Annotated in this window: 9 protein-coding genes; 4 read left to right on the forward strand and 5 right to left on the reverse strand. The window is 60.1% G+C overall.

Annotation, left to right across the window (positions count from 1 at the left end; translation table 11 throughout):
- Positions 1-413 precede the first annotated feature (413 nt).
- Together KTT_RS22330 and KTT_RS22335 are read right to left on the reverse strand one after the other, a co-directional pair.
- Positions 414-1,046, reverse strand: coding sequence for a hypothetical protein (locus KTT_RS22330; RefSeq protein WP_126598380.1), 633 nt, complete (start codon positions 1,044-1,046; stop codon positions 414-416).
- A 293-nt stretch (positions 1,047-1,339) separates the two neighbouring features.
- Positions 1,340-2,605, reverse strand: coding sequence for an MFS transporter (locus KTT_RS22335; RefSeq protein ID WP_126598382.1), 1,266 nt, complete (start codon positions 2,603-2,605; stop codon positions 1,340-1,342).
- A 477-nt stretch (positions 2,606-3,082) separates the two neighbouring features.
- On the opposite strand from KTT_RS22335, the gene KTT_RS22340 reads away from it, so the two are divergent.
- The gene (locus KTT_RS22340; RefSeq protein WP_126598384.1) at positions 3,083-3,286 is read left to right on the forward strand and encodes a hypothetical protein; all 204 of its coding nucleotides are present in this window, start codon (positions 3,083-3,085) and stop codon (positions 3,284-3,286) included.
- Positions 3,287-3,311: 25 nt separating this feature from the next.
- Here the strand turns inward: KTT_RS22340 and KTT_RS22345 are convergent, their stop codons facing one another.
- The gene (locus KTT_RS22345) at positions 3,312-3,878 is read right to left on the reverse strand and encodes a GNAT family N-acetyltransferase (RefSeq protein WP_126598386.1); all 567 of its coding nucleotides are present in this window, start codon (positions 3,876-3,878) and stop codon (positions 3,312-3,314) included.
- A gap of 644 nt (positions 3,879-4,522) precedes the next feature.
- Between KTT_RS22345 and KTT_RS22350 the strand changes: the two genes are divergently transcribed.
- Together KTT_RS22350 and KTT_RS22355 are read left to right on the forward strand one after the other, a co-directional pair.
- On the forward strand, positions 4,523-8,035 hold the full coding sequence (locus KTT_RS22350) for an ATP-binding protein (RefSeq protein ID WP_126598388.1): 3,513 nt from the start codon (positions 4,523-4,525) through the stop codon (positions 8,033-8,035).
- A 322-nt stretch (positions 8,036-8,357) separates the two neighbouring features.
- Positions 8,358-9,116 (forward strand): carbon-nitrogen hydrolase family protein, encoded by a 759-nt coding sequence (locus tag KTT_RS22355; protein ID WP_126598390.1) that lies wholly within the window; start codon positions 8,358-8,360, stop codon positions 9,114-9,116.
- A 525-nt stretch (positions 9,117-9,641) separates the two neighbouring features.
- On the opposite strand, the gene KTT_RS22360 is transcribed toward KTT_RS22355, so the two are convergent.
- The gene (locus KTT_RS22360; protein WP_126598392.1) at positions 9,642-10,853 is read right to left on the reverse strand and encodes a HEAT repeat domain-containing protein; all 1,212 of its coding nucleotides are present in this window, start codon (positions 10,851-10,853) and stop codon (positions 9,642-9,644) included.
- A 371-nt stretch (positions 10,854-11,224) separates the two neighbouring features.
- Between KTT_RS22360 and KTT_RS22365 the strand changes: the two genes are divergently transcribed.
- A complete protein-coding gene (locus KTT_RS22365; protein WP_126598394.1) occupies positions 11,225-12,712 on the forward strand; it encodes an HlyD family secretion protein in 1,488 nt (495 codons plus the stop codon).
- Between the two features lie 107 nt (positions 12,713-12,819).
- Here the strand turns inward: KTT_RS22365 and KTT_RS22370 are convergent, their stop codons facing one another.
- Positions 12,820-13,353 carry a GNAT family N-acetyltransferase gene (locus KTT_RS22370; protein ID WP_126598396.1) on the reverse strand — a complete coding sequence of 178 codons (534 nt, stop codon included), beginning with the start codon at positions 13,351-13,353 and terminating at the stop codon, positions 12,820-12,822.
- Positions 13,354-13,557 lie beyond the last annotated feature (204 nt).

The following is a 13,557-nucleotide window of genomic DNA, read 5'->3' on the forward strand; positions in this document are numbered from 1 at the left end:
TGACGGCGGTACAAGGAGAGGGAAAATCAGGGGACACCCCTGAAACCCCGCCAGGGGCTGCGGCCCCTGGACCCCGCTCCCAAGAACCCTGCCAGGGGCTGCCTGACGGCGGCACAAGGAGAGGGAAAATCAGGGGACACCCCTGAAACCCCGCCAGGGGCTGCCGCCCCTGGACCCCACTCCCAAGAACCCTGCCATGGGCTGCCTGACGGCGGCACAAGGAGAGGGAAAATCAGGGGACACCCCTGAAACCCCGCCAGGGGCTGCCGCCCCTGGACCCCGCTTCCAAAAACCTATACCCGCACCAATATAAACATGGGATGCAAAAAGAAAGGCGCGATGTGGGTTCGGCCCTTGCGGTCGATTTCCCCTTCCCGCACGATCATGTTCCCAGGTGGGTGTGGAGATGTGTGTTATGTGATGGTGAAGGTCGGGGAGGTGGCCTGCTGGCCGCCGCCGACGGTGTCGGGATCGTAGGTGGTGGTGTAGGTGACGCTGACGCGGTAGGTGCCGGGCTGCCAGCTGGAGACGCTATGGAGCACGCCGAAGGCGTTCTGGGGCTGGATGGTCTGGTTCATGGTGCCGCTAGCCACCAGCTGCCGGGTGGGCGTCGCTGAAATATTGACGCAGCGTCCGACGGGGGTCCAGTTGCCGTTGACGAGCATCTGCAGCTGGGCGAGGGTGCAGCTGGTTCTGGGGGTGGTGAGATAGATGGTCTGGCCCAGGCCATTGCTGATGGTGATGCTGATGGCGTCCGTGCGTGAGTAGCTGGCCTGGTTGACGGCGACCTGGAGGCCGCCAGGGTTAGGATTGGGATTGCCGGGCGTCGGGGTTGCCCCCGGCTGAGGATCGGGTCGTGGCGTCGGATCGACCGGGACCTTGCGATGTGGCGGCTGGACATGGGGCGGCTGCGTCGGCTGCGTGGTTGGCGCCGGAGGAGGCTGCGAAGCCCTTTGATCATCCTGGCTCGTGTTGCCACAGGCGGCCAGCATGCTCAGACACAGCACGAACATAACGGAAATGATGGCGGAACGTTTGTTTATCATGATAACCTCCTCCTTCTTCTATTAAAAATAGACGAACAAGAACATAAAAAAGTTCCCGATTCGGGAACTTTTTTATGTTCTTGTTGGTAAGTTCTGGCTGGTGTGTCTGCGACCCCTGACTCTACGCGCCTTCGGCGCTCAAAAGTTAGTATATATGAGGGTTGAGGCAAAAACGCGCGTTGAACGCGCGTTTTTGCCTCAACCCTCATATATACTAGCCAGGGCGGCCGCGTATGCGGACGCCCGAGTGGGGGCGCTCAAGCGCGCCAGTAAGAGGTGTGCCTGGCACTCTCTTAGATCTTGCGCAGGCGGGTGCAGGCGGCGAGGAGCAGGGCGGCGGCCAGGCCGGCTGTTATCAGGCCGAAGACGGCGCGGACGTCGAGGGTGACAAGCAGGAGACCGCCCAGGGCCGATCCGAGCGGCTCGCTGCCATAGGTAAGGTTGCGAAAGGCGCTATTGACGCGTCCCTGCAGCGCATCGGGTGTCTGGCGCAGGCGGTAGGTGACCACCGTTACGCCGTAGGCGGGCCAGCTAAAGCTGAACAAGAACTTGCCGATCAGCAGCGAGCCGGGCCAGGGCGAGAGCGCCAGCAGCAGCGCCGCGCCGATCCAGACGAACAGCGAGGCGCCCAGGATCTGTCCGCCGCGCAAGCGTGCATGCAGCCAGGGGGCGAGCAGGCCGCCCAGGATGCCTCCCAGGCCGCCGACGCTGAAGATCAGGCCGACGAACTGGACGCTCAGATGCAGCTGACCCTGGGCTCGGATGATCAGCGCCAGTTCCAGCGGGCTGAGCAGGAAATTGACCAGCGCCGTGAGCAGGGCCAGCAGGCGCAGCACGCGCTGTCGCCACAGGAAGCGCAGCCCCTCAATGATCTCGTGATAGAGTCGGCGCGGCGCCCCATGGTCCGCGCTCGCCACCTGGAACGAAGCGCGCACGCGCAGCAGCGAGAGTCCCGAGAACAGGTACGAGGCGCTATCGACCAGGTAGCCGATGATCGCCCCTACCTGTACCGCTGGAGCCAGACCGATAATGAATGCCCCCAGGCCGGGACCAAGCAGCGTACCCGTATACTCGGTGGTGGTATCCAGCGCGTAGGCACGCGGCAGCTGTTGAGGCGCCACCACGTGGGGCAGCGCCGAGATTTGAGCCAGGCTAAAGAGCACATAGGCGCTCCCCTCGAACAGGGCCACCAGATAGAGCTGGAGCAGCGTCAGATGTCCCAGCGCGAAAGCCAGCGGCACCGAGCCCAGCGCCAGCCAGCGCAGCAGGTCGCAGCAGATCATCGTGCGCTTGCGATCCCAGCGATCGATCAACGCGCCGGCTGGCAGGCTGATCAGCAGATAGGGCAGCTGGCGCACAGCCGCGAACAGGCCCGCCTGCGCCGGAGAACGCGTCAGTGCCAGGATCAGCAGTGGCAGCGCCAGCCCCGAGACACTGGTGCCCAGCGTCGAGATAAGCTGCCCGCTCCACAGCAGTAGGAAATCAGCATTGCGCCACAGCGGCCGCGCGATCGGCGGCGTCCCGGGTCCCTTTTCGGACGCCGTAGAGGTGTGATCCATGAGTAGGTATTCCTTCCCAACAAAGCTTTCGTAGCGTAGAAAAACGAGTTTTGCGGGACGGAAATGGAGGGGAGCGGGCACTACAAATAACGCCCGCCGATCGTGGCGCGCGTCTAGCGTATGTATGCCGGCGTGTGATCGCGTGAGCCGGCCAGAACCAGAAGATGCTACCTTATAGAGGTATGGTCCAAAGTGAGCTCCTGATGGTGAAATTGATCATTGATTTTGTGATGAGTAACTGCTTACAAGCATGCCACAAAGGGGTCACGCTGTCAAACAATCGCGGCCGCGCAGTTTGGTGGATCGGATAGACGGCGGTCAATGCAAGCCAAAACGTGGTATGATGAAGAGGCTTGCAGTGAAGCCGGGCCAGGGTTGTCAGCGTATTAGTAGAAGAGTAGAAAGAGGAACCTACAGGAGCGCAGAGCGCAATGAAAAACGTATAATAGTGCACATCGCAGTTAAAGGATGGATACCATGTTCCAGCGTTGGCCAAACGAAAATATCTTGATCGTCTTTGGAGGTGTTGCCCTGGCTGTATACATTATCGATCGTATTATGCCAGGAATCACAGGACTGTATTCCTTCTTTACCAGCGAATGCCTGTTTAGCCTGGTTGGTATCTGTGCCGTCGTGCTGGGTTGTGCTGGCCTCTATAGCACCTGGAGACGTGGCTACTAGCCGCGCCCCGAGCGGAATAGATGTCCTAACTATCCGCGCGGCTCGCCAGCGACTTTGCCATCAGAATATCGGGTTTGCCGATGCCACTAGCGTCGGGGACGACGCCAACGATGGTGTAGCCCAGCTTCTGATAGAACGCATAGGGATGGTGTCGCAGGTTCTGGATACGCGCGATATGGGTATAGACATCGGGGAAGAGATTGACGCCCGAGAGAGTCGTCTGCCCATGGTCATCATCGGTCCCCAGCATCATCGTCAGGCCGCCACGCTCCCGTACCTGTTCCTCCAGATCGCGAACCAGCGCCCGCCCGATCCCCTGTCCCTGATGGTCCACATGCACCACCAGCGGATGCAGCTCCCACACATGGCCGTCGTACTGGCTGACGCCACCGATCCACCCCAGGACCGCTCCATTCTCGTCGCGTGCCACGCGGCTCAGGCGATCGGTCGCCAACGACTCGCGCACCTCGGCCAGCGCCGTCTCCATATCCGGCCACGGATGGGGTGAGTGATCGCGAAATCCCTCCACCAGGAGCGCCGCCGCCTGCTGCACGCCGTTTGTGTCCCCGTCCATTAGATCAATAATCCGCATCGCAAAATCCCTTCACTGTCTTTTTTGTTCAAGCGTCACTACCTGCCATATTATATATTTTGGTCGTTGCATCACACCCAATTGAATTGCGCGCAATTCAATTGGGTGTGATGCAACGACCAAAATATATAATGCTATCCCCTTCAGGGAGGGAAGTTCGGGCGAGAAGAACGCAGCATATTATGCGTTTCAAGGTGTAGGCAGGTCCCATCGATTTGAGCGCGAAGATTAGCCGGGGTAAGGCCGCTCTACGTCCCCATTCACGTCCGCCATCATCTCGCACAGGGCCGTCGTCTGATAGACGGCGACCCCTTTTCGCGATACAATGATACCGTCTGTAATGGTTCAGCTGGCTAACGGCGGCTCATCACTTATTGTATAGTTTGGATCTCGCATTCCTGGTCCCCGTTTTGGATAGGATATGCATCTCATAATATCATAATAGAGAGACATAGCAGGAAGACATGGTCGCGAGCCAGAGAGGGTTGTGATGCTGGCATACAAACGTTACAATAAGGGGATAGCCTGGATCTATGGGAGAGGATTGACGATATACCTGATATTTGGATGTGGCGATACGAGCAGGCACAGAAGCGCCACATGACGCGCTCGCGGAGCAGGCGGCACAGCAGAGGAGTAATGTTATGGATGATATATCGGCTGATATGATCTATCTGGATGATGAGGATCATACATTTGCAAATGGTGGCAACGTAGGCCAGCTGATGCGAGCGTATGACTGGGCCTCATCTCCGGTAGGGGCAGTGGAGGACTGGCCGCAGAGTCTGCGTACCGCGGTCAGCATCTGCCTGGCGTCTCAGTTCCCGATGCTCATCTGGTGGGGACCGGAGTACGTGATGCTCTACAACGACGCGTACGCCGCCATCCTTGGCGAAAAACATCCGCGCGCGCTGGGACGACCCGGCTTCGAATGCTGGTCGGAGATCTGGGACGTCATCGGGCCGATGTTAGACGGGGTCATGCGTGACGGGAAAGCCACGTGGTCCGAGAACCTGCCACTGCTGATCAAGCGCAGCGGCTTCATGGAAGAATCCTATTTTACATTTTCTTATAGTCCCATGCGTGGTGAGGATGGCAGCATTGCGGGTATCTTTACGGCGGTGACCGAGACGACGGCGCAGGTGGTGGGTGCGCGTCGCATGCGTGGTCTACGCGCCCTGGCTGCCAGCACCGCTGAGGCGCGCACCCTGCAGGATGTATGCGAGGTGGCGGCCCATACGTTGCTTGAATATTCTGACGATGTGCCATTCTCGCTGCTTTACCTGCTGTCACAGGATGGGGCGTGGGTGCGGCTGGCCGCCGCCAGCCACTGGCCGGACGACATGCGAGCTCCGATTGCAGAGTATGAAATAATGGATGAGGAGCGTGAGCTGTGGCCATTTTCACAGGTCCAGCAACAGCGGCGCCCGCTGTTGCTGGACGATGTGGCGGGGCGCCTGGCGGGTGTTTGGGGAGGTGGGGGACTGGCAGACGCGGGTTTGCCAGAGAAGGCGCTGGTGCTACCGGTGGCTCAGGCGGGCCAGGCGGAGCCTTATGGCTTCCTGGTCGCGGGCATCAATCCGCGCCAGGTATTTGATGATGACTATCGCGGCTTTCTGACGCTACTGGCCGGCCAGGTCGCCACCGCCTGCGCGGCGGCGCGCGCGTACCAGGACGCACAGGAGCGGGCTGAGGCGCTGGCCGAGCTCGACCGCGCCAAGACCACCTTCTTCCACAATATCAGCCACGAATTTCGCACACCGCTGACGCTGGCGCTGGGTCCGCTGGAGGCCGTGCTGGCGGACCGCACCCATCTCCTGACCGAGGAGCAGCGTACGCACCTGGAGATGGTGCGCCGCAACGAGTTGCGCCAACTCAAGCTGGTGAATACACTGCTGGACTTCTCGCGCATTGAGGCTGGCCGCATCGATGCTTTCTATATGCCGACCGACCTGGCTCAACTGACCCGCGACCTGTCCAGCTCATTTCGATCGGCGATTGAGAAGGCGCACCTGTGGCTACAGGTGGATTGTGAGCCGCTCCCCGAGCCGATCTATGTCGATCGAGAGATGTGGGAGAAGATCGTTCTCAATCTGATCTCGAACGCCTTTAAATATACCTTGAGAGGCGGCATCCATGTCTCCTTGCGCCTGGAAGGTGCGGACGCCGTGCTGATGGTGCAGGATAGCGGTATTGGCATATCGCCGGAGGATCAGAGGCATCTCTTCGAGCGCTTCTACCGCGTGCGCCAGGTTCAGGCTCGTACCCAGGAGGGATCAGGCATCGGCCTGTCGCTGGTGCAGGAACTGGTACGCCTGCATGGAGGGACCATCTCGGTCACCAGCCAGCCGGGTGTTGGTACTACCTTCACCATTCGTATCCCGCGTGGCTACCTTCATCTGCCAACTGATCGCGTGGAGATGGAGCGCACGTTGCCTCCCTCCTCTGCCATAGGAGCGCTCCCCTACGTCGAGGAGGTTCTGCGCTGGCTACCTGAGGAGCAGCGGCGGCCAGCTGAGATCGCGCCCTCGCTCTCGACCGGCGCGCTGATATCGACGCGCCATCCCGTCAATGATCATGAGGGCCGGGCGCCCAGGTTGCTGGTCGTGGATGATAACGCCGATATGCGCGACTACCTGGACCATCTCCTCTCCCCTACCTACAGCGTATCCCTGGCCTCTAACGGATACGAGGCGTTAGAAGTAGCCAGGGCCGAGCGACCGGATATGATTATCAGCGATGTCATGATGCCCGGCATGGATGGTTTCGCCCTGCTATCCACCCTGCACGGCGACCCGGCCACGCACAACATTCCGTTCCTGTTGCTCTCGGCCCGAGCCGGAGAGGAAGCCACCCTGGAGGGACTGCTGGCTGGCGCCGACGACTATCTGACCAAGCCCTTCTCCGCCCGCGAACTGCTTGGCCGAGTGCAGGCGCGGCTGGAAATCGCCCGCCTGCAGCGCGAGGCCGAAAGCGCGCGCCAGCGCCTGCACGATCTATTCATGCAGGCCCCCGCCGTCATCGCCGTCTTACACGGTCCCGAACACGTCTTCATACTGGCCAATCCCGGCTACGCGCAGATCGTTGGCCGTCCCGCTGAGGACCTGCTTGGCAAGCCGATCCGAGAGGCACTGCCAGAACTGAATGGGCAGGGCTTCATAAAGCTGCTGGACCGTGTCTATCGCACCGGTGAGACCTTCTACGGCAACGAGATGCTGGTGCGACTCGACCGCCAGGGCAATGGCGAGCTGGAAGACGTGTACTTTAACTTTGTCTACCAGGCCGCGTACGATACCACGAGTAGCATCGACGGCATCCTGGTCCACGCGGTCGACGTCACCGAACAGGTGCGGGCGCGCAAGCGGGCCGAGATCCTGCTGGAGGCGCTGGAGGAGGCCGACCGGCGCAAAGATGAATTCCTGCACATGGTCAGCCACGAGCTGCGCACCCCGATTACCGCCATCAAAGGCAACATTCAGCTCTCCCAGCGACGCCTGAAGCGGCTGGCGGCGGATCTGCAGCAGTCGACGCTGCCCTCGCTCGACGAACTGCGCCAGATGCATAGTCTGCTGACGCAGTTGTTGGAGCGGGCCGCCCGTCAGATCGAGACGCAGAAGCGCCTGATCAACGACCTGCTGGACGTCTCGCGCATCCAATCGGGCAAGCTTGATCTCTCCCTGCAAACATGCGACCTGACCGATCTCGTCAGGGAGGTCGTGCTTGATCAGCGTTCCAGCACCCCCCATCGTCAGATTGAACTGCTGCTAGAGCCCGGGCTGGAATCGCTGGCGGTCATGGTGGACCCGGGGCGCATCGAACAGGTGGTCAACAACTATCTGACCAATGCCATCAAATACGCGCCAGCTGACAAAGAGATTACCGTCGGCGTCGAGGTCGTGGACCGGGAGAGGCAGGCGCGCGTCTGGGTGCGCGATCGCGGGCCGGGGCTCAATGCCCGCCAGCAGCAGCAGATCTGGGAGCGCTTCTACCAGGACCCCGATATCCCGGTTCAGGCTGGCAGCGGGCAGGGTATGGGCCTGGGACTGCACATCTGCCAGACGATTATCAACATGCACAATGGCCGGGTTGGCGTTGAGAGCGAGCCGGGTCATGGCGCGACCTTCTGGTTTACCCTTCCCCTGCTCGAAGCCCAATAAAAAAGCCTGGGGGCGTGGCGCCCCAGGCTGGCCTCCAGTCGGCAAACGCGGGCACGCAGCCGGAGCCGCGTGCCCGTATGGCGAACCCCAGAAGGACCAGGGGGTGGGAGGAATGCCGCCAGTGAGCCTCTGCTGACTCTTTCTTGCTTTCTCTCTCAAATCTGGAAATCTGGCGCGAGGCTCAACACTTTCAACGTAACACGCTGGCGCACCTTTGAGAGGGGAGATGGTATCTTTAGTGGAACGTGCGCGCCCGGGCACGGGGCGGCTTTGCGGCCAATCCGGGGCAAGCCCAGCACCTACGAGATGGAGAACAAAAGGTATGAAGGTGACCGTGTGTGAATTTCCTGATGAGCGCAAGGCGTTCGCGCAGGTCTGGGAAGAGTTTGTTGTCTATGTTCGCGAGCAGCGGAGCGAGCTGGTGCTGCTGCCGGAGTTGCCGTTTTCCGCCTGGTTCGCCAGGACGCCGAGCTTCGATGAGCAGGTCTGGCAGCGGGCGCAGAGAGAGCATGATGAGGGGATGGGTGCGCTGTCCGCGCTGTCCCCGGCGACCGTGCTGGGGACCCACCTGGTAACCGAAGAGGGGCGGCACTTCAATCGCGGCTTCTGTTGGACGCCGGATGTGGGCTATCAGGGGGTGCACGACAAATATTATTTCCCTAACGAAGAGGACTTCTACGAGCGCAACTGGTTTGATCGCAACCGGCGCGACTTCTCGCTGGTGCGGCCAGGGGGTGAGCTGGCCATCGGCTTCCTGATCTGTACCGAAGTGATGTTCAATGAATGGGCCAGGTATTATGGCCGGCAGGGAGCCAATATCATTGCCGCGCCGCGGGCCTCAAGCATGAACTACGAACGCTGGATCGTCGCCCTGCGCATGGCCGCCATCGCCTCCGGCGCCTTTGTAATCTCGTCCAACCGCGTCGATGAGCACCTGTTCCTTGGACGTGGAGTGATCATTAATCCCGAGGGAGAGGTGCTGGCCGTGACCTCGCGCCAGGAGCCGTTTATCACGCTGGACATCGACCTGGAGGAGAGCGCGCGGGCGAAGCGGAGCTATCCGCGTGATGTGTGGGAATAAATGGGTGAGCGTGAATGTCGGGGGGATGCCGAACCGGCCGGGTACGGGGCCGCAATCGCTGGCGCTCGCGGCCCGGACGACCGTTGAAGGTCGTCCCTACAGGTGCGTGTCGCGTTGGGGTGTGCGTTACGCGTTGGGGTGCGTATTACGCGTTGGGGTGCGCGTTGCGTGTTTTGGCGCGTGTCACGTTGGGGCGGGATCATCATATATGATTGCAGCATGCTCGCCCGCACGTACTCTCGTCATTTTTCTTGTTGCTTGCGCTAAAGTTGAAAGTCTTGGCGCTAAAGGCCGCCCTTTTATGGATGCGGCACCCTTCCTCCTGGATGCGACACCCTTCCTCCTGGATGCGGCACCCTTCCTCCTGGATGCGGCACCCTTCCTCCTGGATGCGGCACCTTTCCTCCTTGAATAGGGATGCGGCAGGGGCGCGACAGCGCCCCTGCCGCATCCCTATAAAAAAACAGCGCGGCCGCGTAGCGGACGCCCGTGCGGGGGCGCTCAAAATCCCCCGCAGCGCCATCCTCAAGAAGATTTCTTACTGACGGCTTCCTTATCAGAAGGCTGCTGGCGCTGTATCTCCTCCTCATCGGAGGAGATAACCGGCTTCCCTTTGAGGAAGCGCACAATATCCTCGCGGTTCCAGAGCGAGAGCTCCAGGTTGTGCTGGGGTGGAAAATAGTGTCCAACGGTAATGAGCATGTTGGCGCTCTCCCAGATATGCTTATTTTTGACCAGCGCGGTCAGTACGTCCTTCTGCGTATCGGAGAGGTCATCGATGGTTGTGTCCTTGCTGAGGGTGCGTCCCTCCAGGGCCAGGTAGAGCAGGTTATCGACCAGAACCACGCTGCTCAGCGCGTCACAGTGGGGCAGGGCTTTGATCAGGGTAGGGATGACCAGGGGAGCGACCGAGAAACCGATGGCGCAGAAGGCCTTGCTGAGGGTGGCATCCATGTTGACATCGGTAAAGGGGAGGGTAGCGAACTTCGCCTTAACCTCTGGCGGCTGCTCGTAGCTCTCGAGCAGAATGCGCACCACCTGCCGTGGCGTATCCTCCTCCGCCAGCAGCGCGTAGGCCAGGGCTGCCGCGATCGTCAGCACCGGCTTCTTCTGCTTCTTAAGCAGGTGCATAAAGTAATCGTGCGTCTCCTTAATGGCCGGCATCAGGCGTCCCAGTGTCATTATCATGGAGGCGCGCACCGACAGCTTATCCTCCTGCTTCAGGCGTTCTTTGAGGGTCGGGATCACCTCATCGGCGTGTGAGCGACAGCACGACAGCGTCCAGGCCGCCATCGCGCGCAGTCGTGGCTGATCGGCGTGCAGCAGGTTTAGATAGGTCGGATAGCCCGCGCTCACCGCCTCCTTCGCCTGCCTGACCCACTTGAGCTCCTCGGCCAGTCGGGCCTGGAACTCAGGCGTATTGCGCTCCTGTGGGCGGCGATAGTGAACGTCCAGATAGGACGAGCCATGGGCGATCGAGGTCAGCAACTGCAGCAACCAGAGCTTATGTGCCACCTGCTCTTCATCCAGCAGCTCGCAAAGGAAAGGAACAATCGAGGCCGTCGAGCTATACACCGTCCCCTGGTGATAGACGCTGCTCCCCAGGTGGCTGCGCGCCTGCTGGCGAACCTCCTTATTGGGGGAGGCCAGATCCCTGATCCACCCCGGCACCTCGCTGGCATCTCCATAGGCATGCTGGAGCTGTTGCCAGGGGATCGTATCCAGTGTTTCTAACATTTACTACCTGCTCTTCTCTCAAAACGGTTGAGAGCACCATCCTATGCGCCTACATATGGAACATAATCAGTATACGTAGCAGTATGCATATGTGTATATATGCGTAGTACATTTCAGAGATAGACCCATCTCGTAGTATAAGCGATATGCTCCTTATTTTATACTATCATGCAAGACCCCTATCCTATGGGAAGTGCGTATGCAAAACCCCTTTGCATTATTCTTTTTCAATTCAGCACCTCTATATACTAAAGCTGAAATACCGTAGTGTACGCCATGGATATGGTTTGTTATTTATATGTTTGTTTGCCGTACAGACGGTCATTTTCTTGTCAGGTCAACAGCTTCTATAATGAGGAGATGATCGGTGCATGATACAGACACCCACTAAACCACCAGGTCCAGCACCTGATGAAGCAACTGAACAGATAGTCTCTATGAATGAAGCGCCGGTGCGGCGAGGCAGGTGGCGCGACCCCCGGAACGCCATCTGGATCTCATTGATCCTGCTGGGGGTGCTCCTGATCGGGGTGCTCTTCGGACCACTGCACTGGGCGGCGGGCTTCCAGGGGCGCCTGGCATCGAGAGGGATGATGGCGGCGCCGGTCAGCGCCACCGGCTTCTTGCAGGCGCCGGTGTACAATCTAAACTTCAGCTCGGCCATCGGTGGTTTGATCAGTGACATTAATGTGAACATGGGCCAGCATGTTGTGACCAACCAGGTATTGGCGCACCTGGGATACAATACCTATGGTGAGCAGGTGAACGAAGCCCAGGTCGCCATCGACGCGGCCCGTGTTGAGCTGAATGCCGCCCGGGCGTATGTCGATAACGAGATCGCGCATAGGCATTTTGTTGTCGTACTGGCGCAGGATACGTTGAAGGCTGAACTCAACAATCGCCAGGCATTGCAGCGCCAGGCACAGGCGAATATTCACTTTGCCCAGGTAGCGTTGGATCAGGATGAGGAGACGCTTGATGCGGTAATGAGGAGCTCTGATGCCGCGATCAGATCGGCCAGGCAGACCGAAGCCAGCGCCATCGCCGCCTGCCAGGCCGCGGCATCCAGTTCGTCACCCGGTGGCGACAGCGGCCCCTCGGCGGCCAGTAGCAGTGGTCCCGAGAACGCGGGGGGGAGCACGCAGGACGCGTGTATACAGGCGGCCCAGGATGCCTTCCGCGCCGCGGTGGCATCCGCGAAGCAGGCGGTAATCACGGCACAGGGAACGGTCGCCAAAGACCGGGCGGCGCTCAAGCAGGCGCGGGCCAACGCCGACGTCAACCTGACCGACATCAATGGACGCATCGTTGAGGCCCGCGACAGCATTGACGTAGCCAGGACCAATCCTGACGTCTCAAATGCCTATATTGCCCTCGCGGCCGCCGAGTTCACCTATCGCACCTCGCTGGCCACGCTGCTCACCGACGAAAGGCTGCTGGCGCTGACCGTGATGCACGCGCCCCATCCCGGAGTTATCACCGCCGTTATCGGCACCGTGGGTGGTGTGCCGGGCGCGGTCACCAACCTGGTCCCCGCCGGTGGCCTCGAGAGCCAGGGTGTTCATGGTGGCCTCACCTTTATCCAGATCACGGATACCAGTTGCGTGAACCGCGTTCTCACCTTTGTCGACGAGACCGATATCCCCAAAGTGCACCAGGGACAGGGGGCCACCTTCACCCTGAAGGCCTTTGGCAGCCACCAGTTCTCGGGTCATGTGATCACGATGTCGCCCAACGGGTTGGGGTATCCTGGCAGCCAGACGAGCATCAAATACCAGGTCATCGTGGCCATCGATGGCGACAGCGTGGGCTCCTACGATCTTTTGTCGGGGATGACGGCGAACGTCTCCTTCACTTAGCTGACCAGCTTTATGAGAAATACAATGGCGCCCTGGAGGGGGCCCGGTGATCCAGCCGGGTCTCCTCTTTTGTACGGCTCGCCCACCAACTGAACAGTGATAGAGGCTCAGGTGGTGGGCAGGTTTTTGTAGAAGTAGATGGTGCCGTCGAGGGTGCCGGAGGAACTGATGGCGTAGCCCGGGATGCGACCGGCCTCGATATAGCCCATCCTACGATAGAGCTGTTCGGCGGCGTCGCCCTCGCGCGTATCGAGCACGAGCAGGGTACGGCCATGGGCGCGGGCCGCCTCCTCCACCGTCTTCATCAGACCGCGACCGATGCCGTGACGGCGTTGGGAAGGATCGACAAACAGCTTCTGCACCTCCGCCCGGTGACGTCCGTTGGGCTTCATAGCCAGCGCCAGCTGGACCGAGCCCAGGACCTGACCGTCTGTATCCAACGCCACCAGCAGCACCTGTGAGCCGTCGGTGACATCCTGCAGCGTCGCCTGCCAGTAGCGCCGGGCCTCATCCTCGGCCAGCGGTGGCAGGAAGCCGACCGAAGCGCCACCGTCGACGGTTGCCCGCAGCAGGCGGATGAGATCCGGCAGGAGCCGCTCCCCATTCTCTGGTTTTACAGCTTCGATTGATGGTGTGCTCATGTACGCGAAACCTCCTCAATCATTGAATTTGTGCCTATCCTAGCAAAGGTGGGCCTGTCTGACAATAGATAGCCCAACATTCGTGGTCATAATTGATAGTGATCGCCAGGAGGCGATACATAGATCGCGATCGAATGACTTGTGGACGCGCAAGGTATACTTGAAGAAGAACAGATTAGCGTTGTTTCAGATGCGTGAATGCAC

This window comes from Dictyobacter aurantiacus (genome assembly GCF_003967515.1).
GTDB classification, from domain to species: Bacteria; Chloroflexota; Ktedonobacteria; order Ktedonobacterales; family Ktedonobacteraceae; genus Dictyobacter; species Dictyobacter aurantiacus.

What these genes read in the sequence shown, in the direction of transcription:
- KTT_RS22330 (WP_126598380.1), bottom strand. Translation starts at nt 1,046, where the DNA reads ATGATAAACAAACGTTCCGCCATCATTTCCGTTATGTTCGTGCTGTGT.
- KTT_RS22335 (WP_126598382.1), bottom strand. Translation starts at nt 2,605, where the DNA reads ATGGATCACACCTCTACGGCGTCCGAAAAGGGACCCGGGACGCCGCCG.
- KTT_RS22340 (WP_126598384.1), top strand. Translation starts at nt 3,083, where the DNA reads ATGTTCCAGCGTTGGCCAAACGAAAATATCTTGATCGTCTTTGGAGGT.
- KTT_RS22345 (WP_126598386.1), bottom strand. Translation starts at nt 3,878, where the DNA reads ATGCGGATTATTGATCTAATGGACGGGGACACAAACGGCGTGCAGCAG.
- KTT_RS22350 (WP_126598388.1), top strand. Translation starts at nt 4,523, where the DNA reads ATGGATGATATATCGGCTGATATGATCTATCTGGATGATGAGGATCAT.
- KTT_RS22355 (WP_126598390.1), top strand. Translation starts at nt 8,358, where the DNA reads ATGAAGGTGACCGTGTGTGAATTTCCTGATGAGCGCAAGGCGTTCGCG.
- KTT_RS22360 (WP_126598392.1), bottom strand. Translation starts at nt 10,853, where the DNA reads ATGTTAGAAACACTGGATACGATCCCCTGGCAACAGCTCCAGCATGCC.
- KTT_RS22365 (WP_126598394.1), top strand. Translation starts at nt 11,225, where the DNA reads ATGATACAGACACCCACTAAACCACCAGGTCCAGCACCTGATGAAGCA.
- KTT_RS22370 (WP_126598396.1), bottom strand. Translation starts at nt 13,353, where the DNA reads ATGAGCACACCATCAATCGAAGCTGTAAAACCAGAGAATGGGGAGCGG.